Origin of the sequence: Caproiciproducens sp. CPB-2 (genome assembly GCF_036287215.1) — a bacterium.
Lineage (GTDB): Bacteria > Bacillota > Clostridia > Oscillospirales > Acutalibacteraceae > Caproiciproducens.
In genome coordinates, this window is sequence record NZ_CP142860.1 from 3,148,834 (window position 1) to 3,175,750 (window position 26,917).

Here is a 26,917-nt window from a genome sequence, read left to right on the forward strand (position 1 = left end):
CCTCCCTTGTTTTATTGACCGCAATGCCGGACTTACCCTTTGATGGCTCCGCCGGTCACGCTGGCAATGATCTTTTCCGAAAGGAAGATATACAGAATGAACGTCGGCAGGAACACAATGACCACCGCCGCGAACATGCCGCCCCAGTCCCCCGTATAGCGCATGGACTGGATCATGGAGTACAGGCCGACGGCGACCGGGCGGGTCTTTGCCGTATTGGCGAAAATCAGGGAAATAAAATACTCGTTCCAGATGGTGATGAAGTTGAAGATCGTCACCGTGATGATACCGGGCTGCGCCAGCGGCAGCATGATCATCCAGAACGTTTTCATGGGCGAACAGCCGTCGATGGCCGCGGCCTCCTCAAACGTAACCGAAAGATTGTGGAAAAAGGTATTCAGGAAGAAGACGGTAAACGGGACGTTGATCGCTATGTAAAGGAAAATCAGCAGCCCCCTGGACTGGTTGACATGCATCTGGCTGAACAGCGCGAACAGGGGCATGATAATCATGATCGCGGGAATCCCCAGCGCGGTCGCGAATAAGTTCTGGAGAAACCCGTTGCCGCGGAATTTGAAGCGGCTGAGCACATAGGCGGCCGGCGCGGCAACGATAATGACAACCGTACAGGAAATCAGCGTGTAGACAAGGGAATTCATAAAATAGCTGGATACCTTATGCGTTTTCCACGCCTTCACGTAGTTTTCCGGGTGCAGCCCGGTTGCGAATTTGAACAGGTTGCCGTCAAAAATCTCTCTGGTAGTGGAGAATGACGCCAGGATAATCCAGCCGATCAGCACAAAGGTAAAAACGACCCAGATTCCGACGATCAGATAGCCCGGAGCAAGGGCCAGTTCTTTTTTCCAATTTGTTTTCTGCCTGATTTTTTTATTAGCCATTGTTCATTCCCCCTTAAAGCTCAACGTCGTCGTGACGGACAATGAGCTGCGTAAACAGAAAGACGATCACGACCACAATGGTCAGGATAACGCCGATCGCCGCGCCCGCTCCGGAATCGCGCACCGTAATGGCCGAGTTGCTCGCGCCGAACACCAGCTCATACATATAGGACATCGGCGTGACGGTGCTCGCGCTCAGATTCACGGGCGAAAACAGCTGGCTCCATACAAAGAAAGCCATGGTGCTGACGGTCCAGAGCACGATATTCGTGCGGCAGACCCCCTTCAGAAGGGGAAGCGTAATTTTTGAAAACCGCTGGAACACGTTGGCCCCCTCGATGGTGGCGGCCTCGTAAAAATCCACCGGGATCCGCTCGATCCCGCTCATCCAGATCAGCATATGGTACCCCACCATGCCGAAGCAGTAGGCGACGAGCATGCTCCAGAACACCATTTCCGGGCCGGTCCACTGCGTGGCGGCCGCTTCCGAAAAGCCGAGGGTCTTCAGGATCGAGCTGAGAAGGCCGAAATTGGGATTGTAAACATAGTTGATCCACATGGTCCCCATGGCGACCGCCGAAATGACGTTCGGCAGGTAGATCACGGAGCGGAAAAAGCTTTTCCCGTGGACTCCGCTGGTGAGGATCACCCCGAAAAGCAGCGAGACCAGCATGACGCCGACGCCGCCCACAAGCCAGATCAGGCTGATATTCTGCAGCGCGCTCATAAAAAGGGGTGTATGGAAAAGGGTCCTGAAATTCCCCAGCCCGTTAAACTTCCATGCCGAGACGGCGTCCGTAACGCCCTCTACTTTAAAGAAGCTCATAATGACGGTCCTTATGGTAGGGTACAGGAAAACCATGGTGTACAGAAAAATCGCGGGTGCCAGAAAAATAACAATCATTGATTTATTTTTTGTTTTCATAAGAACCTCCCGAGAATTCCATGGACAAAAGGGCGGCAGCGTAAACACGATGCCGCCCTTTCCCCGCCGTTGTGTGATTGAATTATTTCTTCATTGCGTCCGCAAAGCCCTTCGCGTCAAGCTTGCCGCTGACAAGCAGGGCGAAATTGGTCTTGATCTTCGCGTTGATGTCCGCGTCGTTTTCCATGCCGACCGCCCAGGGATACCGGGTGGTGGTCGCGTCCAGAACCGCCTTGGCGTCCGCAAGCTGCGTCGGCCACGTTGCGTCGTTCGCCATCGGAACGCCGATGGACTCCGCCGCAAGCTTGTTGTCCCATTCGCCGGTGGTCATAAAGACGATGAATTGGAAGGCCTCCTCCGCGTGCTTGCTGTCCTTATTGATGCCGAAGCACTGCGCGCCGTACTGGTTGGCCTCCGGGCCGTCGCCGTCCTTGCCGACCGCCGGATACGCGAAGGTTCCCCAGTTGAAGTCCGCCGGAGCGGAATTTTTGATTTCATTCGGGAGCCAGGTCCCGTTCAGATACATGGCCACGTCGCCGCTTGCGACTTCCTGCTGGCCCGCGGGATAGATATTGCCGGCCGCGTTCTTGGATATGTAGCCCTTGTCGTACATTTCCTTCCACTGCTCGCCGAAGGTCTGAACGGCGGGATCGTCGATCTTCTTGTTTTCCACCATGGCAAGCGTCTTATCCTTGCCGATCAGGCGGGCCATATGGTAGCCGAACAAAGAAGCCATATACGCGTCGTCCACGGTAATCGGGGTTTTGCCGGCCGCCTTGATCTTGGCGCAGGCGTCGAGCCACTCTTCCCAGGTCTTCGGAACCGCCGTAATTCCGGCTGTCTTGAAGATGTCCTTGTTGTACATGACAAGGAAGGTGGACGGCTGGTAAGGGATGGTGGAAAGCTTTCCGTCCGGCCCGAGGGACCGGGCAAGGTCGACCAGCTTCTTGTTGATCACGTCGGTCAGCGGTTTGCCGTCCGTAGTGTCGTAGGACTTGGCGGCCAGATCCTCCACATTGAGCAGATATTTGCCCCATGTGCCGTTTACACGCTCGAGGTCCTCGTCAAAAAGGTCGACTTCCTGTCCGGCGTCCAGCGCGGGCTGAAGGGTCTTGCGGATATCGCGGCCCTGCCAGTTGATGTCGACGGTGATGCCCGTCTTCTCCTTGAAGGCTTCCGCCGCTTCCGCAATGGTCTGTCCCTGCGGCTCGGTTTCGTTCCACATGGAGTAATAAGTAACGGTTACGTCGCTCTTCGCGTCTCCGGCCGGCGCTTCGCCGGAAGCAGCCGGGGCCGATGACTGAGCAGCTCCGCCGCAGCCGCCGAGCGCCATGGCGCAGATTAAAACGATGGCCATAAGAGAACATAATTTCTTTTTCATTTTCAGACCTCCTAAGTTTTATGTTTTGAATTTGAGGCACACCTACTGATTGCATATTGACCAATAAATCGGATTTCAATGTTTCATTTTTATCCAATTCGCCGTTCAACATCCCTATTTTACGGTGTTTTCACCAATATTGATTTAGAATTTTTTGCATTAAATTTGCACAATCCATTTAAGTTGCACAAAAGGTCTTTTGCTTTCACAGGCGGCGATTTTCTCCTGTCTTGCGGGCGGACCCCGGCCCGCGACAAATTCCGTATCAGCTTACTCCCCGGAAACAAAAAAACGCCCCGTTCAGCCGAACGCAGCGCCTTTGCCTTGTGTTGCTCGTATTATAGCACGGCCATTTCATTTGTCAATTCGCAAAACGGCTAAAAGCACCGGAAAACGGACATTGTACAAATTTTATGCGCAGAATGACAAACCTTCCCCGGGCGGTGATTCCCATCCCGGATATTTCCGTATTGAAATATTTACAGAGAAAAGGAATGCTATGATTAAATATTATAAAAGGCTTGACGCAGGTAAGGAGCTGAGACTGATGACGCAATTTGTAAGCACCTTTTTGAAGCAGGAAATCGTAATCAACGAACTGATCACCGTCCATTATTTTGAGTACAACAGCGATTTCTATTTTCCGGGCGAAACCCACAATTTCTGGGAATTCCTGTACGTGGACAAGGGGCAGGTGGACGTGACCGCCGGAAACACCAATTACGTGCTGAAAAAGGGCGACATCATCTTTCACAAGCCCTATGAATTTCACAGCCTGTGGGCCAACGGCGTGATCGCGCCGAACCTTGTGGTCATCACGTTCAAATGCGACTCCCCCGCCATGCATTTCTTCGACAACAAGATTCTGAAGGTGGGCGATTTTGAACGCGACCTGCTCGGCCGCGCGATCGAGGAATCCTTCGACGCCTTTTCCTCCCCGCTGGACGATGTGGATATGAAGGAGCTGGTGCGCAGCGGCAAAGGCGCTTTTGCTTCGGAACAGGTCATCAAGCTCTGTCTGGAGCTGATGCTCATCAGCCTGATCCGGAAAGGCGGGGCCGGCGAGGAACGCGTTTCCTCCTCCATTAAGGAAAAATCGGGTCAGGACACCTTTTCCCGGATCGTGGCGTACCTGAGCCAGAACATACACAGCAAGGTCACCCTGAGCGACGTGTGCCGGGACAACATGTGCGGCTGTTCCTTCCTCCAAAAGGTGTTCCGCGAAAAAACCGGCGGCGGCGTGATGGAATACTTCGGGAAGATGAAGGTGGACAGCGCCAAGCAGTCCATCCGCGAGGGGACGAAGAATTTCACCGAAATCGCGAACGACCTCGGGTACTCGTCCATCCATTACTTCTCCCGCCATTTCAAAAAGGTGACCGGGATGACCCCCTCGGAGTACTCTTCCTCCGTCAAGCTGCGGACCGACAGCCAAAAAGGCCGCCCGCCCCATTTTGAGTGATGCCGATCCATAACAGAACAGCAGAAAATACGGCCCGTCCGGGAATCCCGGGCGGATTCTTTTTGTGCAAAAATGATTTTTTGTGCAAATTTTGTGATGGATAAGATATTTATTTTAAAGCAATCATCCTCTAAAATAAGGGCAGAGAGTGTAAAAAAGCAAACGTACAAAGGAGAATGCAGCATGAAGGAACCTGTACTCGTTGTCATGGCGGCGGGAATGGGCAGCAGATACGGCGGTCCGAAGCAGATTGACCCCGTGGGGGACAACGGGGAGATCATCATCGATTTTTCGCTTTACGACGCGGTAAAGGCCGGCTTCAAAAAGGTTGTTTTTTTGATCAAGAAATCCATTGAGGCGGATTTTAAAGAAATTATCGGGGACAGAATGTCCAAAATCATAGAGGTAAAATACGCGTATCAGGAGGTCGGCGTACTGCCCGAGGGGTACCGGGTGCCGCCCGGGCGCGGGAAGCCCTGGGGCACCGCGCACGCGGTGCTCTGCTGCCGCGACGCGATCGACGGGCCCTTCGCGGTGATCAACGCCGACGATTATTACGGAAAAGACGCGTTCCGCCTGATTTACGATACTCTTCTCCACAGCCGGGACGACGGGCTGTACCGTTACGCGATGGTGGGCTACACGCTAAAAAACACGCTGACGGACCACGGCCATGTGGCAAGGGGCGTCTGCGTCGCCACCCCGGACGGATTTCTGGAGGATATCCACGAACGCACCCACATTGAAAAGCGGGGAAACGCGGCCCAGTACACCGAGGACGGCGGAAACACGTGGGTAACCATCCCCGGGGGAAGCGTCGTCTCCATGAATCTGTGGGGCTTTTCCGAATCGATCCTCGGGGAAATCGCGGCAAGGTTTCCCGCGTTTCTGGACAGCGCTTTAGAAAAGGACCCTCTGAAAGCAGAGTTCTTCCTGCCCACCGTGGTGGATGAGCTGCTCAAGGGCAAAAAAGCCAGCGTAAAAGTGCTGCGGTCCCCGGACAAATGGTACGGGGTCACCTACCGCGAGGACAAACCGGTGGTGGCGGAAGCAATCCGTAAAATGAGAAAACAGGGGATCTATCCTGATAAGCTTTGGGAGGGCAATACATGAAACCGGTGAAAAAGGAGCTTCTTCCCGCGATCGCGGAGAAATTTCAGTTCGAGGGCCAGTATGTGGGAATCCTGCCCTATGGAAGCGGACATATCAACGACACCTTTTCCGTCTTTTTCCAGCTTGAGGAACAAACCCGCAGATACATCCTTCAGCGGATCAACACCAACGTGTTCCGCAAGCCGGCGGAGCTGATGGAAAACGTGATAGGCGTTACCCGTTACCTGCACAAAGCCATCGCCGCTGCCGGCGGCGACCCTTACCGCGAAACGCTGAACCTGATTCCCACACGGGACGGCGCGTACTATTATGTCGACGGGGACGGCGGCTACTGGCGCTCCTATTATTTTATCGAGAACACCGTGACCCTTCAGCAGACAAGGACCAAAGAGGAATTTTACAACACCGCCCGGGCCTTCGGCCGGTTCCAGCTGCTTTTAGCCGACTATCCGGCGGCTACGCTCCACGAAACCATCCCGCTGTTCCACGACACGCCGAACCGCATCCTCCAGTTTAAAGAGGCGCTCGCCGCGGACGTAAAAGGCAGAGCGGCCGGTGTGAAAGAGGAAATTGCTTTCGTGCTCGGGCAGGAGGACTACACCCGTCTTCTGGTGGATATGCAGGCGCGGGGGGAGCTTCCCCTGCGGGTCACCCACAACGACACCAAGCTGAACAACGTGCTGGTCGACAGCGAAACCGGAAAAGGCGTATGCGTCATTGACCTGGACACAGTGATGCCCGGCCTTTCCCTGTACGATTTCGGCGACTCCATCCGCTTCGGGGCGAGCACGGCGGCGGAGGACGAACGGGATCTGTCCAAGGTACATTTTGACCTCGGGCTGTTTGAAGCGTATACCAAAGGCTTTCTGGAAGTCGCGGGAAAGGTGCTGACCGACGAGGAAGTCAGAAGGCTGCCCGACGGCGCGAAGATGATGACGCTGGAATGCGGTATCCGCTTTCTGGCGGATTATCTTGCCGGCGACACCTATTTCAAGATCAGCCGCGGGAGCCACAACCTTGACCGCGCCCGGACCCAGTTCCGGCTGGTGGAGGAAATGGACCGGCAGTGGGGCGTTATAGCCAAAATCGTCGGCCAATACTGCAAACAGGGGCTGAAGAAATGAGAAATATTCTTTGCTACGGCGATTCCAATACCTACGGGATGAAACCCGGCATGACGGGCAGATACGCGCGGGACGTCCGCTGGACCGGCCTGCTGCAAAAGCTGCTTGGCGGCGGGTACGATGTGATCGAAGAAGGGCTGGGCGGCAGAACGACCGTCTGGGACGACCCGATTGAGGAATATAAAAACGGCAAAACTTACCTTCTCCCCTGTCTGGAAAGCCACAAGCCGCTGGACCTGGTCGTCATCATGCTGGGCACAAACGATCTGAAAAAGCGTTTTTCCCTGCCCGTGTGCGACATTGCGTCGGGTATGGAAAATCTGATCCGGACGATTTTAAAATCGGAGTCCGGCAGCGAAGGAGGCGCCCCGCAGGTGCTTCTGGTCGCGCCGGTCCCCATCGCCGACGTGGGGATCCGCGCCTGGCGCCTGATGTTCGGCGAAGGGATGAAAAACAGCCTTCTGCTGGCGGAAGAGTATGAGCAGACCGCAAAACGGAACCGCGTGCATTTTCTGAATCCGGGCCGAAGCGTGGAAGTCGGCCCGGAAGACGGCATCCATTACACGCAGGCGGGCCACCGGAAGATGGCGGAGCTGATCGAACAGAAAATCCGCGAGATTTTTCCAAACGGCTGAATGCCGCAAAGTTTTGAATATTCCCTTATTTTGATAGAGTCCCCGAAAACAGGAACCGCGCCAACTGGTGCGGCTCCTGTTCTTTTTATATCTTCTGCCCGCTGCACTGTCCTTCCGTATTGAGCAGGTCGTAAAGCGTGGTGACTCCCGCGCCGGTGGCGCCGGCCGACTGATGCTCGAAAACCGGCTTGTCCACCCACGCCGTCCCGGCAATGTCCAGATGGATCCACGGCAGATGCTCCGTAAACTCCCGGATAAATAAACCGGCGGAAATCGTCCCGCAATAATGCTCGCCCATATTTTTGACGTCGGCAATCCTGCTTTTCACCATTTCCTCATACTCCGGGAAAATAGGCAGCCGCCAGTACTGTTCGCCGGAAATGCGCGCCGCCGCGGACAGGTCGTCCCACAGCTGGTCGCTGTCCGTCAGGACGCCCGCCGTGGTAAAGCCGAGCGCGCCCACGACCGCGCCCGTCAGCGTAGCGATATCCAGCACCCTGGTCGTACCCTCCGCACGGATGGCGTATGTAACGGCGTCCGCCAGAATCAGCCTGCCTTCCGCGTCCGTGTTCCGGATTTCGATCGTCTTGCCGGACATGGACCGAACGACGTCCCCCGGAAGGAAGCTCTGTCTGGAAATACGGTTTTCACAGGCCGGGATCACGGCCACGGCGTTCGTTTTCACCTGATTTCGCGCAAGGGCGAAAATCGCGCCCGCCACCGCCGCGCCGCCGGCCATATCCCCCTTGATGCCCAGCATGGAGTCCTTGCTTTTCAGGCAGTATCCGCCCGTGTCGCAGGTAACTCCCTTTCCCACCAGCGCGGTCCTCAGCGGGGACTGGGGATCCGCAAGATAGCGCAGGACGATCAGGCGCGGCGGGTTCGCGCTGCTGCTGCCGACCGTCAGAAACGCGGACATTCCCAGCCGCCCGGACTCCTTTTCGTCCAGGATCTCGGCCTGCACCCCGCATTTTCCCGCTTCCCGTCTCAGGGTGTCCGCCATGATGGACGGGGTCATCCGATTGGCGGGGGCGTTGACAAGGTTGCGGGCCAGCACCACGCTGTCCGCCAGATTGACGGCCTTTTCCAGATATTCCTCCGCCGTTTCCGTCAGGCGCTGCGGAATCCCGTGCAGAAAGAAGCGGAAGGAATCCTCCCGGCTGTCCGCCCGGTACGGGGAGTAATCATACAGACCCAGCTTGACGCCCAAAACCGCGCTGCGGATACAATCCAGCCCGCAGACGGGCACCATTGCGGACAGATTGATTTCCGCCTCGTACTGATGAAGCCTCCGGAGCTCCCGGGCACCCTTGGCGACGGCGTCCGTCATTCTGCGGGCGCTCAGTTCCCCGCGTTTCCCCAGCCCGATATAGAGGGTCAGGCGGGAATCCTGACAGAACGGAAAGCTTTCGAGAAATTCCGCCCGGAACATTTTTTGGACCGGCAGCGAGGTGTGGTCCGCGTCCTCATAGAGAAATAATATCTGTGCTTCCTTAAAGGAGCCTATCTGAATATCGATCATACTGTCCTTCCGTTTCTGCGGCAAGCTCCCTCCCCGTCTCCAGCGGAGGGCGGAGGGACCCGCCTGCGTCGTGATATTTCTATCATAGCATACCTTCGACAAAAATCAACAGGTCTTCGGGCCTGTTTGGAGAAACTGTCGTGGACAGCATTGTCCCCGGTAAAAAAAACACCCGGAGTACATAGTACTCCGGGTGTTTTTGACGCGGCGATTTCAGCCGGACAGGACTTTTGATCGTACAAACAGGGCGCGGTTATCCGCAGTAAACGGAAGGGATCGCCGCGTAGACGGCGGCGCACCGGACAAGGTCCTGCTTCCAGGTCTTTTCGTCGGGGGAATGGGCCTCTTTTTCTTTCCCGGGGCCGAAGCCGACGCAGGGGATTCCATAGCGGCCCATGATGGAAACGCCGTTCGTGGAAAACGTCCATTTTCCGACCTCCGGCTCGCCGTAAAGGCCCCTGTGCGCTTCCACTGCGGCCCGCAGGGCGGGCGCGTCCTCCGGGAGCACCCAGGTCGGAAAGTAGCAGTCGGTGGGATACGTCAGGCCGGTGTAGCTCGGGCGCTCATAGGTATACATCGCGACGGACGCCCCGTGCTTTCGGCAGGACTCCAGGCCGCGCACCTCCTCCAGCGCCGTTTCATACGTTTCTCCGCCGGTGAGGCGGCGGTCGAGCGAAACGGCGCAGAAATCCGCGACCGCGCAGCGGGACGGCGAGTTAAAGAAGATTTCCGAGACGGTGACGGTCCCCTTCCCGAGGAACGGGTCGGCGGGAAGCCGTTCATTCAGCCCGCGGATGCCCTGAAGGATGTCGGCCATCTTGTAGATGGCGTTGTCGCCGCGCTCCGGGGCGGAGCCGTGGCAGGACACGCCCTTCACCTCCACCCGGATTTCCATCCGTCCGCGCTGCCCGCGGCAGATGATGCCGTCGGTCGGCTCGGTGCTGACGACAAACTCCGGGGTGATTTGATCCTCCTGATGGAGATACTGCCAGCAGAGCCCGTCGCAGTCCTCCTCCTGCACCGTGCCGGTCACCAGCGCGGTGTATTTTTCGGAAAGGAGGCCCATGTCCTTCATGATTTTCGCCCCGTAGACCGCGCTGACCATCCCGCCCAGCTGGTCGGAAGCGCCAAGCCCGCCTATCTCCGTATCGGTTTCATAGCCCTCATACGGGTCAAAGCTCCAGTTGCTCCTGTCGCCGGTCCCCACGGTGTCGATGTGCGCGTCATAGGCGATCAGCTTTTCCCCCGCGCCCATGCGGCCCAGAACGTTTCCCATCGGGTCGACGTCGACCCGGTCAAATTCCAGCGCGCGCATCTCACGGACAATGCGCGCAATTACCTGCTTTTCTTTTCCGCTTTCCCCCGGGATTGCGATCAGATCGCGCAGAAATGCGGTCATCGCGGCCTCATAGCCCTGTGCCCTGCGGCGAATCTCCCGATAGTCCGGTATCATATCCGTTTCCTCCTGTCGTCGAATTGGTCGTTTGATATGCATTCCCCGCAGCCGTCACAGGAACGACGGGTATTCCCCGTCGTGGACAATCCTGCGGTATTTTTCCGGGTCCGTGTCCCCCTCGGTGGAAAACAGCAGCACCCGTGAATTTTCATCCAGCCCGAGGGCCTTCCGAAGATCCTTCAGCGTCTCGCGCTCCATAGCCGCGCAAAGCAGGCCCATGGTCACCGCGCCGGATTCCCCCGAAATCACCTGGGAGTCCCCCCTGAGCGGCGCGCCCAGAGTGCGCATCCCCTTCGCCGTGATTTCATCGGAGCAGGAAACGAAATAAGCGCTGTGGTTTTTCAGGATATCCCAGCCAATGGTGTTGGGTTCGCCGCAGGCGAGCCCCGCCATGATGGTCTTCATGTCCCCCCGGACAGCGCGGATCTGTCCGTCGCCCACGGCGGCGGAGCGGTAAATGCAGTCGGCGGCGTCCGGCTCCACAATCACCGTAACCGGGCAATGCCCCGGAAACAGGTTTGCAAAATATCCCTGCACGGCGGCGGCAAGGGACCCCACCCCGGCCTGAATGAAAATGTGGGTCGGGCGTTCCACACCGAACCCTTTCAGCTGCGCGTCCGCTTCCGAAGCCATGGTGCCGTACCCCTGCATAATCCAAGTCGGAATTTCCTCGTAGCCTTCCCACGCGGTGTCCTGAATTACCACGCTGTTCGGCGTCTTTGCGCTCTGCGCGGCCGCGATGCGGACGCATTCGTCGTAGTTCGCGTCCTCTATCGTCGCCGCGGCGCCCTCTTTCCGGATGTTTTCCAGCCGGACCGGAGAGGACCCCTTCGGCATAAACACAACCGCCTTCTGGCCGAGCCGGTTGGCCGACCAGGCCACGCCGCGCCCGTGGTTCCCGTCGGTGGCGGTAAAGAAGGTAAAGCTTCCGAATTCCTCCTTCAGCTTTTGGGAAATCAGCACCTCATACGGCAGCTCCGAAACATCCTTCTTCAGCCTCTGCGCGATAAACCGCCCTATGGCGTAGGAGCCGCCCAGCACCTTAAAGGCGTTTAAGCCGAAGCGGCGGGATTCATCCTTGACATAAATTCCGCCCAGTCCAAGCCGCCGGGCCATATGGGTAAGCGGCAAAAGCGGCGTTGGGGCATACTGCGGAAAGCTCCTGTGAAAGGCGGCGGCCTTTTCCACATTCTTCAGAGACATGACCTGCAGATAACTGTCGTCCGTTTTGGGAATCCGGTTGGGAACCCATCTGATACTCATCTCACTACCTCCTGAAAAGCAAAATGCGGCCGCCGTAGCGACCGCATTGCCGTTGTACTCAAAAAGACCGATGTCTGTATGGCTTTATTATAAGGCAAAATCCCTGGAATGTCATTCCATTTTGAAAATTTATCACAGAAAGGGGCCGCATCATTCCTGCGGGCCATCGGCTGGGCCGCCGGCACCCTCCTGCCCGCCGTCCGCGCTCCCGTCGTCGATGGGGTTCCGTTCCGGCGCGGCCGGCGCCTGCTGCGGCGGCACCGGGGCCACGGGCGGCACGGGCTGCCCGTAATACGGCATATACGCGGGCATGGGCTGATACGCCCGTCTGGGAGGCAGCTGCATGCATTTGCAGACATAAACCACTTTGGTGTCGCAGATCATGTCGTGCAGACCTCGTTTTTCATTGTTTAATCCCACCAGGATATAGCCGACAAACAGCAGGGACGACAGATACCGCCCGACGGTTTCCCTGTAAAGGACGTTCAGCAGGGTGAGCGGCCCGCCGTCAACCGAAACGACCCGAAGGTTCATCAGCCGTTTTCCCACGGTAGCGCCCGTCTGATAGGTCAAAATCACAAAATAGGCGGAAGCGGCCAGATACAGCAGAATGTCCAGCAGGCTGAACCGGAACAGCAGGGGGCCGGTCAGGAAATTGTCCGGGTGACTGAGCCGCACGAAAAACATGGGAATCTTCACGATCAGCAGCATCGTTCCCACAAGCAGCAGATCGATGAGGTACGCCGCCAGGCGGACGAAAAATCCGCCGCAGGCCGGGTTGTTATTTTCCTGTGACTGCATAATACATCGGCACCCCGCTCTCCTGTGATTGTAGGAATTCCTTCACCTTATCCACATCGGTGCTGGTGTAGCTTTTCGCCATGGAAAACAGGGAGCTCAAAGCAAGCTCGCTGTTTTTCGGTGTGAAGAAAGCCACGTCTTCCCCAAGTTCTTCTTCCATCCGGGACTGCGTATCCTCATAGTTCTGTATGCCGTCGATCAGCTTGAGGTCAAGCGCCTGCTGCGCCGTATAGATGCGCCCGTCCGCGATCGGCCTGACCGTCTCCGCGCTCATGTTCCGGCCCTGCGCGACGATCCCCACAAACTGCTCGTAGGATTCGTCCACCAGACTCTGAAAAATCTTCTTCTGCTCCTGTGTCACGTCCACGCCCGGATTACCCATGGATTTGTTCGGCCCGCTGGTAAACAGGATGATGTCCACGCCGAGCTTATCCATCAGCCCCTTGTAGTTGGACAGCGACAGAATCACGCCGATGGAACCCGTCCAGGTGTTCCGGTTCGCATAGATTTTATCCGAAGCCATGGAAACATAGTATCCGCCTGAGCAGGCTTCGTTGGCCATATAGGTCCAGACCGGGCGGCCGGTGTCCTTTTTGTACTTTAGCAGCCGCTGGTACAGCTCATCCGTTTCGTACACGCTTCCGCCCGGCGTGTTGACGTAGAGCAGGATGCCCCTGTTCTCTCCGGACTGCTGGTACTGGTCGATCAGGCTGAGCGTCTTTTCATGGTCGTACCCTTCCGTCGGGAACAGAGACGACGAAGAGGACGACTTCATGATCGTGCCGTCCACCTTGACCACCCCGACAAACGGCTCGAACGGAAGCGTCACCTTTGAGCCGACGGAATCCAGCAGGCTTTCGGCAAGCGCCTTTTTGTTCTGGCTCTCCGCGGCGTTTTTGACCAGCAAATTGGCGCCGCATACGAAGACGAAGACCAATGCCGCCGCAACCAATCCCGCGATCTGCTTTTTGTTCATTTTCCCTTTCTCCTTTTCTCCGCTTTGCGGAGCCCTCGATTTCAATGATTCTCCAAACTGTACTAATCAGTTAATACAATTGATTGTATGCTCCCCCCGCATATTTGTCAAGTATTTCCCCCTAACATCCTTTAAATGGTAAAAACAGCAGCCCCGCCGACAACGGAACCGCTGCTTATAGTATATTCCCGGAAAGACCGGTTTCAGTACTTCCTGCTCTGAATGGTTTCCTCCGTATTTTCTTTGGTAAAGACCTTTTCGTCGGTAATGATCCGCAGGGGAAGCTCCTTGCCGGACATCAGGTCGGTAATCGCTTTCATCAGCTGCGGGCCGAGCAGGGGGTTGCACTCCACCACGCAGTTCATTTTCCCTTTCAGAATGGCGTGCAGCGCGTTCTTTGTACCGTCGATGGAAATGATCTTTACGTCCTTTCCGGGAGCGATCCCGTTTTTCTCCAGCGCCTCCGCCGCGCCGAGCGCCATATCGTCATTGTGGGCGTAAACCACGTCGATATCCCATTTACGGTTTTTCAGGTATTCCTCCACAATCCGCTTTCCGCCGTCGTAGGTAAAGTCCCCGCTGCGCGAATAAACGATCTGATACCCGGAATATTCCTTTAAAATCTCCTCAAAGCCAACGGTCCGCTCCACGGCGGGCGACGCGCCCACCGTCCCCTGAAGCTCCATAATGCGGACTCCGCCCTTTTTCCCGCCGGAGGGAACGTTCTGCGCGATCCAGCGCATGGCGCGGCGGCCCTCCTCCACGAAATCGGCCCCGATAAAGGTCAGGAACATGCCGTCGTCCTTCACCGTGATTTCGCGGTCGGACAAAATCACCGGGATGCCGGCCTCCTTCGCTTCCCGCAGCACCTCGTCCCAGCCGCTGTCGATCACCGGGGAAAGGACGATCACGTCCACCTTCATGGCGATAAATTTCCGGAGCGCCTCTATCTGCCGCTGCTGCGACTGGTCGGCGTTCTCATAAAAGAGCTGGATTCCGAATTCCTTTGCCGCGGACTGGATGGATTCCGTATTGGCAAGGCGCCACGCGCTTTCCGTCCCCACCTGCGCGTAGCCCACGCGGATGGTCTGCGGAGGAGGAATCTGCGGCTTGTTCAGGTTTTCCTCAAACGCGTCCACGTTTTCTTTCGTCACTTTATGGCTGTGCAGGATTTCCTGCTTCGGCACGCCGGCCACATTCTGAAGGATATCCAGGGAAAACCGGATCGCTTCCCGTCCGCCGGTCGGGCAGGTGATGGTCTCGTCGATCATGCCCTTTTTGACCAGCCCGATCCCGTCGTTTTCCCCGGTGAAGCCGTCCACCCCGATAATCCGGATATTTTTCAGCCCCAGCTTTTCGATGGCGCGGCAGGCGCCTAAGGCCATGTAATCGTTGTGCGCGAAAATGACCCGCACCCCGTTCAGCTTCTCCCTGTTTGCCAGCAGATAGTCCTCCGTGCTGTCGCGCGATTCGTTCTCAATGGAAATTTTGCGGATGCCGAGCTGGCGGTACGGTTTCAGAAAGCTCTGGAAGCCCTCGCTGCGCTCCGCGCTCGTCTGGGAGCCCGTGCTTCCGCAGATTTCCAGCACGCCGCCCGGAATCCCGTCCAGCATACGCAGCACGGACTCCCCCGCCTGTTTGCCGATGCTGCGGTTGTCCGGCCCGATAAACAGGGAATAATCGTAGCCCTCCACCACACGGTCCATCACGATGACCGGGATCGATTTGTACACGCCGCTGACCACAGGGGTGATCTTTTTCACGTCGCAGGGCGATACGATCAGCAGATCGACCCCGCACGCGAGCAGCCGCCGGATATCCGCGATCTGCTTGTCGCTGTTCTGCGTGGCGTCCGTAAAAATCAGCCGGACTCCGGGATGCTTCCCGGCTTCCTCCTTCAGCTCCCTGATGAGCGCCAGCCTCCACGATTCCCTCATGTTCGCCTGGGAAACCCCGATCAGGTACTCCACCTTCTCCGGCTCCCGCCTGCTGCAGCCGGGGAACAGGGAAAGCAGAACCGCGGCGCAGAGCAGCGCCGCAAGAAAGCCTCGCATCCGTTTTCTCATTTCCCTTACCCTCACATTGCCACAGATATTTTACTCTGCCCGTTCTTCCGGTACTCCGCCGGGGAAACGCCGAGCACCTTTTTAAAGGCGCTGCTGAAATAGTGCTGGCTGGAATACCCCGTCAGCTCGGCGATTTCATAAATCTTCATTTCCTCGTTGGAAAGCAGCTCGATCGCCTTGCGGATACGGGCGCGGGTCACGTAATCCACAAAGGTGATCCCCATGGAATGGCGGAAAACGCGGCTCAGATGCTGGGGGGACACATGGAACGCGCAGGCCGCGTCCTGAAGCGAAAATTCCTCGTTCTTATAATTTTCGTCAATGTAATTCTGAACGTCCTTGATCAGCTGGGGGACCTCCATCAGTTCGTAAAAGCGGCCGAGGGCACGTTCATATTCCGCGGGAATTTCCCGCCGTCCGGTTCCCTCCGCCTGCGCCAGCGTCGCCCGCACGGGCAGATGCTGCTCCAGCAGGCTGCGAAGCTGCTTCACCGTGTCCTGCCAGGCGTCCTGCGGCTGACTGGAGGAAATCATCACCAGGTTCCCCGCCGGATTGCGGAAAAGGGCGGCCGGGCAAAACGGCTGGAAAAGCTCCCGCGCAATATTTTCCGCCGCGTAATAAAGCAGGTCGTCGTTCCAGTCCCCGCCGATTTCCATATTGTTTTTATAGTCCAGCCCGGCGACGACGACGCCGAACGCTTCCGGGAACTTCAATTTCAGAAAGCTGACCCGCTCGTCGATTTCCTCTTCACAGAAATGGCCGCCGAGCCAGTCATTTAAAAAATTCTCCGTCAGCTTCGCCTTGTTTTTTTCAAGGAGCACTTTCGCCCATTCCAGGTACTTCGTCTGCTCCCGGCTCCTTTTCAGTTCTTCCTTGGCGCGGTCCAGCGACCGATAAAACACATCCTCCATGATCGGCTTCAGCAGATAATCGTAAACGCCCAGCCGCAGCGCGCTCTGGACATACTGAAAATCGTCGTACCCGGTGATGACGACGACGAGCGCGTCCTCTAAAACGCCCTTCAGCTTTTCAATAAACTGGATGCCGTTCAGAAACGGCATGTTGATATCGACGAACAGCAGGTCGGGCGCAAATTTTCCCGCAAGCTCCAGCGCGGTTTCCCCGTCCTCCGCCTGCGCCACTACCTGCATTTCCCGGTCCTGCTTCAAAAGGCCGGCGATCCCTCTGCGGATGATCTCTTCATCGTCCGCGATCAGCACCTTATACATATCTCCTCTCCTTTCGCTCAGCCGCCGTCATCCGCCGGAAGGATCACCGTCACCGTGGTCTCCTCGCCCTCCCGGCTCTCTATGGAGATTCCGTACTCCTTTCCGTAGCACAGCTGGATCCTTTCCTGAATGTAAAAGAGGCCGAAGCTCTGTTTCTGGTCCAGCTCCGTGTGGTTGTTCAGCTGATGGTTCAGCAGCTCCAGCCGGTCGGCGGGAATCCCCGCGCCGTCGTCGTGCACCCTGAAAACCACCAGATTCCCCTTCCTGTGCGCGGTCACCGCAATGGTGCCGCCCCCGCGCTTTTCCTTGACGCCGTGATAGATGGCGTTTTCGACCAGAGGCTGCAGAATCAGCTTGGGGACCTTGCAGCCGGCGAGCTTTTCATTCACCTCGATCCGGTAATTCAGCTTATCCTTGTAGCGGATTTTCTGAATATACAGATAATTGGACACATGGGTGATTTCCTCCCGGATGGTGATCATATCCTTGCCGTGGCTCAGCCCGATACGGAACATGCTGGTCAGCGCGTCGACCAGCCGGACGATGTCGCTTGCCCCGTAGTCCCTCGCCATCCAGCTGATGGTGTCCAGCGTATTGTACAGAAAATGCGGCTTGATCTGCTCCTGCAGGGATTTCAGCTCGGCAAACCGCTTGTTCTGCTGCTCCACGTACACCATGCGGATCAGGTTCCCGATCTGGTCGATCATATGGTTGAAGCTCAGTCCCAGCTCGCCGATCTCATCGTTGTATTTGCTGTTGAAGCGCACCGAAAGGTCGCCGCCCTCCGCCTGCTTCATCAGGGTCTGTAGCTTGAAAATGGGTTTTGTAATGGTTTCGGCCAGCTCAAAGGAAGAAAACAGCACAAACAGCACCGTAAACAGGATGCATCCGAACAGGATATAAATGATGGTGTTGACGCCCGCCATGACCTCGTCGTTGGAAAACACCCCCACCGTGCGCCAGCCGGTGTATTCCGATTTCTCGGAATGGATCTGGTAGTTCCCGCCCCGGATATTCGCGGTGACAAACGCGTTTCCGCTGCCGCCGAGCCAGAGCGGGCTGACGCGGTACACCACGTCGTTGACCGGAGCATAGACAATGCTGTTGTCCGCATCCGTGACAAACACAAAGCCCTTTTCGCCGATGGTGACGCTGTTGATGGACTTTTTGATGATGTCGTGACGGATATCGAACAGGATCACGCCCAGCACTTCCCCGGTTTTGGGGTCCCTGACCGCCTTGGTAAGCGAAAAAACGTCGTCCACGCTGTAGTCCTGATTGGTGACGATGTTCCTGCCCGTCGCGTCGCTGATGAGGCGGATCTCCTCCGGGGACTGCTCCGCCTGACGGTACCAGGACTCGTTGTGAAACGAGTCGCGGGAAATCCGGGACATGCCGGTACTGACATAGAGGTCGTTTCTGGTGGCGATCAGGATTCCGGCAATCTCGTCGTGGGAGGAGGCGATATTCTGCAGAAGCTCCCTGATCTGGCCGGTCTGCGTTTTCCACTTCGGGTCTTCCTCCGACTGAAGGTTCCAGAACTCGTTGTTTTTCAGCTCAACGGAAATATAATTCGCGGTTTTTTCAATCGTCCCGATATATACGTCGATGGAGTCGCACACCTGATTGATCGTCTGGGCGGTGTGGTCCATTGCGGTCTGCTGCGCCTGGTTGACAAACACAAGTCCGCTGACAATGGAAAAAACAGCAAATGGAATGAGCGCCATAAAAAGATAGGACAGTACCATTTTGTTCCGGAACCGGATGTTCAAAAATTTGTCCAATATCTTTCGCAAGACGCTCACCTCATCGGCTGCTGATTTCTTAGATTGAGAATTGTGTATATTATATAATATTCAGGAAAAAATATCAAATTATTTTGCCATATTCATGCGGATTTTTCCAGTTTTCCGTCCTTGATTTTTTCCGACCTGCCCGCCAGAATACGCTGAATGACGATGAACAGGCAGAGCAGCGCAGCGCTGAACACCTTCGTCCACCAGGTGTTCAGGTTCTGGTACGTCACAATGGTCTGGATAACGCCCTGAATCATCACGCCCACGGTGGTGCCGATCACGGTGCCGACGCCGCCGGTCAGCAGTGTGCCGCCGATGACCGCGGAGGAAATCGCGTCCATCTCAAGCCCCACGTTCTGAAGCGAATAGCCCGCCAGCGTATAAAAGCTGAACACCACGCCCGCCAGCGCCGCGCAGAAGCCGCTGATCGCGTAAACCGCCACCTTGGTTCTCCCCACGGGCAGGCCCATCAGCGAGGCGGACAGCTCGTTGCCGCCAACCGCGTAAACGGTCCTGCCGAACCGGGTGAATTTCAGCACGAACATCGCCCCGAGCAGGACCGCGGCGGCGATCAGGACGTAATAATAGATTTTCGCGCCCGCAAAGGCAATTTTGTTCAGCGCCATTTTTTTATAGAAATCATCCGTAATCGGAATGGACTCCGTGCTGATGACGGCGCACAGGCCGCGCATGAAGAACTGCCCCGCCAGCGTGACGATGAACGGCTGGAGCCGATAGGAGTGGATCATAAAGCCCATCAGCGCGCCGAACAGAAGGCCGATCAGCAGCACCAGCGGAATCACCGCGCCCGCCGGCACCCCGCTTCTGAGCAGGAACGCCGAGAACACGCAGGTAAACGCAATGGTGGACGAGATGGAGATGTCGATGCCGCCCGTCAGCAGGACAAACGTGATGCCGATGGAGGCGATCATCATATAGGAGCCGTCGTTCAGCAGGTTGCAGAACGTGGACAGCGAAAGGAATCTGTCATAGGCGACCGAGCCCGCCGTAAAAAGTCCGATAAACAGCAGGGCAGTGACCAGCAGCGACATATTCCGTATCCGGAATCTTTTCGTTGTTTTTACCGATTCGCTCATGCCGGTTTCGCCGTCCTTTCCTGTTTGTGACCGGAGAATCTCTTTCTCATTTTGTCCTTGAATTCCGCCGACTGGAAGAGGCAGATGCAGATGACGATGATCGCTTTCACCACGGCGGTGATTTCCGGCGCCACCCCCATGGCGTAGACGGAGGTCGTGATGCTCTGGATAATCAGCGCGCCGGCAAGGCTGGCCGGAACGGAGAACCGCCCGCCGCTGAGCGAGGTCCCGCCGATCGCCACCGCGAGGATGGCGTCCAGCTCCATAAAGAGCCCGGCGTTGTTGCAGTCGGCACCCTTGATACCCGCGCTCTCGATCAGCCCGGCAACCGCCGCCGTGACGCCGCAGAAGGTGTAGACCATCCATTTCACGCTGTTGACGTTAATGCCCGCGAAGTGGCTGGCGACCGGGTTGCACCCCGTGGATTCCAGGAAAAGCCCGAACGCCGTCCTTTTGGTGAAAAGCAGCGCCAGCGCCACCACGAAAAGCACGATGAAAAGCGGAAACGGAAAGCCCAGAATATAGCCGCCGTTGATGAAGTAATACGCGTCCGAATTGACGGTGACGATTTTTCCGTCGGTAATCAGCTGGGCAATGCCTCTGCCCGCCACCATCAGGATCATTGTCGCGACGATGGGCTGGATTTTGACTTTGGACACCAGAAAGCCGTTCCACGCGCCGCAGAGCATGCCGCCCAGAAGCGCCAGCAAAATAGCCGTCTGGACACTCTGCCCCGCGCCCGGCAGGACCCTGCCGTCCACGACGCTGCACGCGACGGCACCGCTGATCGCCATGACGGAGCCGACGGAAATATCCGTCCCGCCCGTCGCGAGGACGAACGTCATGCCGGTCGCCAGGAGCATCAGCTTGCTGCCGTTGCGCAGGATATCGATCAGCCTTCCGTACAGGTGCGCATCCACGATTTTGATCTCGAAAAAGGCTCCGCCGGAAACAATCCCGTTGATCAGCAGAATGGCGAGCAGCACAACGACCGGCCAGAACCCCTGGTATTTAGACAGCTTCTTGATCTTCTCCATTTTTAACCCCTCCCGCAATTAAGCTCATGACCGCGCTTTCGGCAATGTCCTTCCCGCTGAGCTCGCCGACCTTCTTTTTGTCGCGCAGGACGATCATGCGGCTGCAGCAGCGGAGCATTTCGTCGATTTCGGATGAAATAAAGACCACCGTCATCCCCTGCTCGGCCAGCCCGACGATCATTTTCTGAATTTCCGCCTTGGTCCCCACGTCGATGCCCCGGGTGGGTTCGTCAAGCATCAGCAGCTGGGGGTCCGTGGCAAGCCATCTTGCCAGAATGACCTTCTGCTGGTTTCCGCCGCTCAGGTTTTTCGCCCGCTGCTCCTGGGACGGGGTCTTGATGTCCAGCAGTTTGATGTATTTGTCGGCAACGCGCTCGGCCTGCGCGCGGGAAATCGCCCTGAGCATGCCCTTTTTCGCCTGCAGGGCGAGAATGATGTTTTCCCGGATGCTCAGGTCCCCGATAATTCCTTCTGTTTTCCGGTTTTCGGGGCAGAACGCAACGCCGCGGCGAATCGCCGGAAGGGGCCCTTTCCCCGCCAGCTTCCGGCCGTTCAGGCTGATCTCCCCCTGCTCCAGAGGATCAATCCCAAAAATCAGGCGGACAATCTCCGAGCGCCCCGAACCGAGCAGCCCGGAAATGCCGAGCACTTCTCCCTTATAAATTTTCAGGTCGACGCCGCTGACGGTTCCCGGCCCGCAGGCCCGCTTCATCTCCAGCAGGCTGAGCTCCCCGCCGGTCAGCTCCTCCTTTTCGGAGGAAAGGTCCAGCTCGGCGTACTCTTTGCCCAGCATTTTGCCGACAAGCTGCGTTTTGTGCAGCTCGGCGGCCGCGTAGGTGCCGACGTAACGCCCGTTGCGCAGCACGGTGATGGTATCCGCAACCGCGTACACCTGATCCAGAAAATGCGTGACGAAAAGGATTCCCATTCCCTGCGCCTTCAGCATGTTCATCACTTCAAAAAGCTTTTCCACCTCCACGCTGCTCAGGCTGGAAGTCGGCTCGTCGAGGATGAGCACCTTCGCGGAGATGTCGACCGCGCGCGCAATGGCCACCATCTGCTGCACCGCAACCGAATAAAAATCCAGATTTTTCGTCACGTCGATCGTAAGATTGAACCGTTTCAGCAGGTCGCCCGAGTCCTGATTGATTTTTTTCCAGTCGATGCTTCCTCTTTTTTTCGGTTCCCTTCCGATGTATATATTTTCCGCCACCGAGAGGTTGGGGCAGAGGTTGACTTCCTGATAGACCGTGCTGATGCCCAGCTTCTGCGCGTCCTGCGGGCTCTGGGGAAAAATGGGGACGCCTTCCAGCAAAACGGACCCGCCGTCCCGTTCCTCCACGCCCGTCAGAACCTTGATCAAAGTCGACTTCCCCGCGCCGTTTTCTCCCAGAAGGGCATGGATTTCTCCGCTTTTCAGCTCGAGGGGAACATCGTCCAGCGCCGCCACCCCCGGAAAGCTCTTGGAAATATGTTCCATCCGAATCAGCATATTTTCGCTGCTCATGAGCGGACTCCTCCTTTGTGATATTGTTTTCCCGTGTGCCATGAAGCAAAATCCGCTCCGCCGAACAAAGACGGAGCGGATTTTAAAGAGAGTCGGAGAATTGTATAAAAAAGGTTAATAAACGCGGGTGGGAAGGTCTTTGGCGGCGGTATCGGCGCGGAAAACGCTTTCTTCGGATTTGATCCACTTTTCAACCGTTTCGCCGTTCTTCAGCTTCTGGCAGGTCTCAAAGAACTGGGGTCCGAGCAGCGGGTTGCACTCTACGGTGACATTTGCTTCCCCGTCGACCATGGCCTGGAAAATCCCCTTGACGCCGTCGCAGGAAACGGTCTTGATGTCCTTGCCGGGCTTCATTCCCGCTTCTTTCATAGCCTCGATCGCGCCGAGCATCATGTCGTCGTTATGCGCGTAAACCGCATTGATCTGGTTGCCGTAGGTTTTCAGGAAGGATTCCATGACTTCCTTGCCCTTGGCCCTTGTGAAATCGCCCGTCTGAGAAGCCAGAACCTTCATGTCCGGATATTTCGCAGCCAGCTGATCGTCAAAGCCTTTCTTTCTGTCATTCGCCGCGGAAGCGCCCACGGTTCCTTCCAGTTCAACAACGTTTCCCTTGTTGTTCAGCAGCTTTGCCAGCTCGTCGGCGGCGTTCTGCCCTTCCGTGATGAAATCGGAGCCGATAAACGTGGCGTACAGGTCATCGGAAACCTTTGCCCTGCGGTCGAGCAGAACGATCGGGATCCCGGCGTCCTTCGCCTCTGTAAACACGGCGTCCCAGCCCGTTTCCACAACCGGGGCGAGGCCGATGACGTCAACGCCCATCTCAATAAAGGATTTTATCGCCTTAATCTGATTTTCCTGCTTCTGCTGTGCGTCCGCAAACTTGAAATCGATGGTGTCCACATGCTGTCCGGCATAGAACTGAATGGACGCCGTTTCCGCGTCGCGCCAGCCGGATTCCTGCCCGATCTGCGCGAAGCCGACCGTCAGCTTTTTGTTGCCCTCCGCCTTGGAAACGACTTCCGCGCCGGACTGTGTGCCCGCCGACGCGGTGTTCGCCGCAGGCGCGCCGGCGCATCCGCCCAACGCAAGGCCCGCGATGCATACGGTTAAAATTGCAGCAAGTATTCTTTTCAAATTTTTCTCCTCCGCTTCCGGGGGATCGCCCCCCTTATTTCGTTTCCATTGTAGTGCATCCTCCCTTTTAAGTCTTTACAATAACAAAACCTGTTTGTATCATTTTTTAGCATCCTCCGGAAAGCATTTTTCCGCCGGACGCCGCAGCCTGTCCGATTTTGCGATTGTTTGTATCGTTTTGTCGAATAGTCACCCCACAGTCGGAGGAGCTTTGTATAAGAATGGGAGGGGTTGGGGGTGGGGAGAAAACATTGAAAAAAGAAAAAAGCCGCGGACTGCAGCTTTTTCGTGTGTTTTTATTGAATTTTTTTCAGCGGAGCGCACAGGACGGCTTCCAGCCCAAAACGTCATACGGAACGGTAAAAACGACGATCCCCGTGGAATACGGCGCGATTTCATACTGCTGATAATAGATCGCGACGCCCTGCGGGGTCAGGTAATACTGCTCCTCATTGAAGTACTGGGCGATCAGCTTGCGGTAATCATCAAAATAGATCCCCGGATTTTCCGCCATATTCCGGTCGGCCTGCTTTAAAATATTCTGCAGAAGCCGGTACCGGTAATTGCTGTGCGGCCCGAAGAACCGCGCGAGCGGATAACGCCTGCCGTTTTGCAGGCTCCACGTGTCGGAACGACGGACGGTGTTGCCGTGCGCCCCGCCCGTATATTCGTACTGGTCGCGGTAAAGGCTCAGAAAACAGTTTTCGTTGTAGGCCGTTTCATATCTCAAAACGGCGTCATACGGCCGGAACGGGAATCCGTTTGTCTGGGAATCGCGGTATTCCTGAACGGCCTGCCGGTACAGGGTTCCCGCAACATAGCGGTAGAAATTTTCCGTCTGCATCCGGATCATGCCGTTGATCCGGCTTTCGGCCGCCCGGTTTCCCCCGAGCCTTACCTCCGGGAATTCGGCGGTCATGGTGATCATCACGGTATTCTCATACTGGAATTCCCGCTCGACCTTCTGGGCGGTCAGTTCCGCGCTGAAATTCGGTTCGTACATTTTCATCCCTCCGCCCCATCATATGCCGGAAAAAGCGGTAAGGACTCAGAATTTAATTACACGACATAGAGAATGGAACAGCCGCCGAGCTTTTCCGCGATCTCCCGCCGGAGCAGTTCTTCCCCCTGCGCGCGCAGCTCGTTGCGGTAGCAGTACTTTCCGCGCCCTCTCACCGTCATCAGGGAAGCGTCGTAAAGCTCCGCCGCGTTGGGAAACGCTTCGTTGTTGATCGCCCGGTGAACATAGCTGTAGGTCATAAAGATGATCTCAATGGTCAGCTCTTTCTTTGCCCTCGGAGACAGTTCGTCGACAAGCTGCTGAATCAGCTGCGCGTAGAGCTTCTGCCAGCCGCCCAGAAGAACGACCGGGGCAATCAAAAACCCCACCCGGTACCCCGCTTCGCACATCTTATTCAAAGCCTGTATCCTGTTTTTTAACGGAGAGGTCCCGAATTCCACCCTGCTGATGATTTCCTGAGGATTGACGCTCATACGGAAAATGGTCCTGCCCCGGTGTTCCAGATTCAGCAGGGGGTCCACCATGTCGAACTTGGTCGGGAACGTCAGAAAGCCCTTTTCGCTCTTTGCAAAGCGCTCGATCGTCCAGACGAGGTTTCCCGTAATGGTGTTTTCCAGTACAAGGTCGCTGTTGCTGCCGATTTCAAAGGTCAGATCGCGGTCCGCGGCGGCGGCCGTTTTCATCAGCTTGCCGAGCATCTGCTCCCGGTTGACGAACAGCCTCAAATACGAGCATTTGTTGTAGTTGCAGACCAGATAGCAGTAAAGGCACGCCGCGCTGCAGCCGGAGGAGGTATACGGCACCAGAAAATCGGAAATCTTATGGTTTTCCACATATTTGTGCGTCTTGCGGACGCCGACGATCAGGTACCGCTTCATACGGCCGAATTCCCGGTTGGAATTGCCGCGAAGCTCCTCGATATTGTTATGGCTGTGGATCGGTATCCACGGCGCTTCATTGAATTTCTGCCGCAGCTGCTCCCCCAGTTCATAGGAAAGAGCGTCCGGCTCATAATAGACGCGTTCCGGATACATTTTATCACCTTCCGGTCTATTATTGACAGCCGGACGGCGTCTATGCGGCAAAAAAACCGCTACGCTGTTTATCGTCCCCGCAAACCGCGCCGCGGCTTTGAAAAATCGGCTCAGATATAATGGACCTCTATGCCGCCGAGCTGTACGTTGCCCGTCAGGGTAAGCTGCGGGGCGTTTTCCGCGGGCTGTGCCAGACGGATGTCGTTGTCCACGCCGCCAAGGCTGGTGCTTACATGGTCAATGACCTGCCAGGAGCGGGGAACATAGAGCTTGATTGCACCGAAGCTGCAGTCAAGGAAAATCTCCGCGCCGTCCGGACTGAGCTGAGCCTGATCGAAGAACAGCTCCAGCGCGCCGAACGAGACGTAGAACTGTCCGCTTTTCAGGCGGTCGCCGTGCAGATACTTGCTGGATGCGCCGAAATTCACTTTTGCGTAGGGGTTGTTGTCGTCGATGTTTTCCGTCGTCGGCTGAATGGACTCTCCATGGCGCCAGCACATGTGGCTGTTCGGGTGCCTGTGAAAGAGGAAGCTGAAGCCCGTGCTGGCAAAAATGGCGGCCAGAATCAAAAGCCAGAGGGAAATCCGGACGAGGTGAAGCGGCTGCTGGTAGATCACATAAAGAAATGCCAGAGGAACGAAAATGCCGAAGTAATTGCGGTGAACCGCGCTGCTGATCAGCAGCGCCGCGAGCAGAACCGTCGCCAGAACGCTGGCAAACCCGATCTGTACAAAAGACCCTGTCTGGCTGGCAATGACAAATACCGCCGAGAGCAGGAAGAAAATTCCCCAAAACCAATTTCTACTTTTCATAAGTGCTCCTTTCGTTTAAACGCTGCCGCAGCTCGCTGTAATAGTACCGCGACACGTATACCTGTTTGTGGCTGTTGATGAACTGAACCAGGCTGGAAGCGGTAAGGTTCCGCGTGATGGAGTACACCTGCAGGATATTGACGATGGTGGATTTCGCCGCCCGCACAAAGTTTTTCGGAAGAATTTCCTCCAGCTCGTACAGACGGTATTTGATCCGGTAAGCGTCGTTTGCGGTGTGGGCGTAAATATGCTCTCCCTCCGTTTCAAAGAACAGGACCTCGTCCAGCGGAAAATAGAATTCCTGATTCTGTTTGAAAAAGGTGATCTTGGTGTTCTGGGAGGACTGTTCCAGAACATAGCGGTGTATTTTCTGAATGGTGTCGTCCACGCGGCCGCAGCGGATCAGCACCTCATCCTCATCCAGATCGTTGACTACCTCAATGCGTATCTTCACCTGACCACCCCCTCTGCAGACAGTATAGCGGGTTTGCGGCGGGATGAAAAGGGAAAAACGCCGTCCGGTCGCATTTCCGCCCGCAACAGGTAAAAAAATCCGGATAAAAGGGAGCGTCCGCCCCGCCCGCCGCAAATTCCTGCCGTTTTATCCCGTTGCCGGCCCGATTGGCG

General features: G+C 56.5%; 23 protein-coding genes. 4 read left to right on the forward strand and 19 right to left on the reverse strand.

The genetic code is table 11. From position 1 onward, the window contains the following. Nucleotides 1-32: 32 nt before the first annotated feature. From VXK30_RS15705 to VXK30_RS15715, 3 genes are all read right to left on the reverse strand, one after another. Complete coding sequence (locus tag VXK30_RS15705) at nucleotides 33-899, reverse strand: carbohydrate ABC transporter permease (RefSeq protein ID WP_275713281.1); 867 nt, start codon at nucleotides 897-899, stop codon at nucleotides 33-35. A gap of 13 nt (nucleotides 900-912) precedes the next feature. After that, nucleotides 913-1,824 (reverse strand): carbohydrate ABC transporter permease, encoded by a 912-nt coding sequence (locus VXK30_RS15710; RefSeq protein ID WP_275713279.1) that lies wholly within the window; start codon nucleotides 1,822-1,824, stop codon nucleotides 913-915. A gap of 82 nt (nucleotides 1,825-1,906) precedes the next feature. After that, nucleotides 1,907-3,205: an ABC transporter substrate-binding protein gene (locus VXK30_RS15715; RefSeq protein WP_275713278.1), complete on the reverse strand. Its 1,299-nt coding sequence runs from the start codon at nucleotides 3,203-3,205 to the stop codon at nucleotides 1,907-1,909. 547 nt (nucleotides 3,206-3,752) lie between these two features. On the opposite strand from VXK30_RS15715, the gene VXK30_RS15720 reads away from it, so the two are divergent. From VXK30_RS15720 to VXK30_RS15735, 4 genes are all read left to right on the forward strand, one after another. Next, nucleotides 3,753-4,667 (forward strand): AraC family transcriptional regulator, encoded by a 915-nt coding sequence (locus VXK30_RS15720; protein ID WP_275713276.1) that lies wholly within the window; start codon nucleotides 3,753-3,755, stop codon nucleotides 4,665-4,667. 183 nt (nucleotides 4,668-4,850) lie between these two features. Continuing rightward, a complete protein-coding gene (locus VXK30_RS15725) occupies nucleotides 4,851-5,780 on the forward strand; it encodes a sugar phosphate nucleotidyltransferase (RefSeq protein ID WP_275713274.1) in 930 nt (309 codons plus the stop codon). Beyond that, nucleotides 5,777-6,904 (forward strand): phosphotransferase enzyme family protein, encoded by a 1,128-nt coding sequence (locus VXK30_RS15730; protein WP_275713272.1) that lies wholly within the window; start codon nucleotides 5,777-5,779, stop codon nucleotides 6,902-6,904. The genes VXK30_RS15725 and VXK30_RS15730 overlap by 4 nt, the downstream gene beginning before the upstream one ends. After that, nucleotides 6,901-7,539: an SGNH/GDSL hydrolase family protein gene (locus VXK30_RS15735; RefSeq protein WP_275713270.1), complete on the forward strand. Its 639-nt coding sequence runs from the start codon at nucleotides 6,901-6,903 to the stop codon at nucleotides 7,537-7,539. The genes VXK30_RS15730 and VXK30_RS15735 overlap by 4 nt, the downstream gene beginning before the upstream one ends. 85 nt (nucleotides 7,540-7,624) lie before the next feature. On the opposite strand, the gene VXK30_RS15740 is transcribed toward VXK30_RS15735, so the two are convergent. The 16 genes from VXK30_RS15740 to VXK30_RS15815 form a co-directional block, all read right to left on the reverse strand. After that, on the reverse strand, nucleotides 7,625-9,085 hold the full coding sequence (locus tag VXK30_RS15740) for a leucyl aminopeptidase (RefSeq protein ID WP_275713268.1): 1,461 nt from the start codon (nucleotides 9,083-9,085) through the stop codon (nucleotides 7,625-7,627). A 229-nt stretch (nucleotides 9,086-9,314) separates the two neighbouring features. Then, a complete protein-coding gene (locus VXK30_RS15745; RefSeq protein ID WP_275713266.1) occupies nucleotides 9,315-10,514 on the reverse strand; it encodes a YgeY family selenium metabolism-linked hydrolase in 1,200 nt (399 codons plus the stop codon). Between the two features lie 54 nt (nucleotides 10,515-10,568). Beyond that, a complete protein-coding gene (gene dpaL / locus VXK30_RS15750) occupies nucleotides 10,569-11,780 on the reverse strand; it encodes a diaminopropionate ammonia-lyase (protein ID WP_275713264.1) in 1,212 nt (403 codons plus the stop codon). 150 nt (nucleotides 11,781-11,930) lie between these two features. Beyond that, a complete protein-coding gene (locus VXK30_RS15755; RefSeq protein WP_275713262.1) occupies nucleotides 11,931-12,581 on the reverse strand; it encodes an RDD family protein in 651 nt (216 codons plus the stop codon). Beyond that, nucleotides 12,562-13,557 carry a signal peptide peptidase SppA gene (gene sppA / locus VXK30_RS15760; RefSeq protein WP_275713259.1) on the reverse strand — a complete coding sequence of 332 codons (996 nt, stop codon included), beginning with the start codon at nucleotides 13,555-13,557 and terminating at the stop codon, nucleotides 12,562-12,564. The genes VXK30_RS15755 and sppA overlap by 20 nt, the downstream gene beginning before the upstream one ends. 203 nt (nucleotides 13,558-13,760) lie before the next feature. Further along, nucleotides 13,761-15,623 (reverse strand): substrate-binding domain-containing protein, encoded by a 1,863-nt coding sequence (locus VXK30_RS15765; protein WP_275713257.1) that lies wholly within the window; start codon nucleotides 15,621-15,623, stop codon nucleotides 13,761-13,763. 11 nt (nucleotides 15,624-15,634) lie between these two features. Continuing rightward, nucleotides 15,635-16,852 carry a response regulator transcription factor gene (locus VXK30_RS15770; protein ID WP_275713255.1) on the reverse strand — a complete coding sequence of 406 codons (1,218 nt, stop codon included), beginning with the start codon at nucleotides 16,850-16,852 and terminating at the stop codon, nucleotides 15,635-15,637. 17 nt (nucleotides 16,853-16,869) lie between these two features. Next, the gene (locus VXK30_RS15775) at nucleotides 16,870-18,648 is read right to left on the reverse strand and encodes a cache domain-containing sensor histidine kinase (RefSeq protein WP_275713254.1); all 1,779 of its coding nucleotides are present in this window, start codon (nucleotides 18,646-18,648) and stop codon (nucleotides 16,870-16,872) included. Nucleotides 18,649-18,740: 92 nt separating this feature from the next. Continuing rightward, on the reverse strand, nucleotides 18,741-19,745 hold the full coding sequence (gene yjfF / locus VXK30_RS15780) for a galactofuranose ABC transporter, permease protein YjfF (RefSeq protein ID WP_275713253.1): 1,005 nt from the start codon (nucleotides 19,743-19,745) through the stop codon (nucleotides 18,741-18,743). Beyond that, nucleotides 19,742-20,782: an ABC transporter permease gene (locus VXK30_RS15785; RefSeq protein ID WP_275713251.1), complete on the reverse strand. Its 1,041-nt coding sequence runs from the start codon at nucleotides 20,780-20,782 to the stop codon at nucleotides 19,742-19,744. The genes yjfF and VXK30_RS15785 overlap by 4 nt, the downstream gene beginning before the upstream one ends. Next, nucleotides 20,757-22,289 (reverse strand): sugar ABC transporter ATP-binding protein, encoded by a 1,533-nt coding sequence (locus tag VXK30_RS15790; protein WP_275713249.1) that lies wholly within the window; start codon nucleotides 22,287-22,289, stop codon nucleotides 20,757-20,759. Before VXK30_RS15790 ends, VXK30_RS15785 begins: the two co-directional genes overlap by 26 nt. A 114-nt stretch (nucleotides 22,290-22,403) precedes the next feature. Beyond that, entirely contained in the window at nucleotides 22,404-23,423 is a 1,020-nt protein-coding gene (locus VXK30_RS15795; RefSeq protein WP_275713247.1) for an ABC transporter substrate-binding protein, read from the reverse strand. Between the two features lie 310 nt (nucleotides 23,424-23,733). Continuing rightward, a complete protein-coding gene (locus VXK30_RS15800) occupies nucleotides 23,734-24,426 on the reverse strand; it encodes a DUF3298 and DUF4163 domain-containing protein (protein ID WP_275713245.1) in 693 nt (230 codons plus the stop codon). 56 nt (nucleotides 24,427-24,482) lie between these two features. Continuing rightward, on the reverse strand, nucleotides 24,483-25,478 hold the full coding sequence (locus VXK30_RS15805) for an SPL family radical SAM protein (protein WP_275713243.1): 996 nt from the start codon (nucleotides 25,476-25,478) through the stop codon (nucleotides 24,483-24,485). A 110-nt stretch (nucleotides 25,479-25,588) separates the two neighbouring features. Further along, the gene (locus VXK30_RS15810) at nucleotides 25,589-26,290 is read right to left on the reverse strand and encodes a LiaF transmembrane domain-containing protein (RefSeq protein WP_275713242.1); all 702 of its coding nucleotides are present in this window, start codon (nucleotides 26,288-26,290) and stop codon (nucleotides 25,589-25,591) included. After that, nucleotides 26,280-26,744: a LytTR family DNA-binding domain-containing protein gene (locus VXK30_RS15815; protein WP_275713240.1), complete on the reverse strand. Its 465-nt coding sequence runs from the start codon at nucleotides 26,742-26,744 to the stop codon at nucleotides 26,280-26,282. Before VXK30_RS15815 ends, VXK30_RS15810 begins: the two co-directional genes overlap by 11 nt. Between the last annotated feature and the right edge of the window lie 173 nt (nucleotides 26,745-26,917).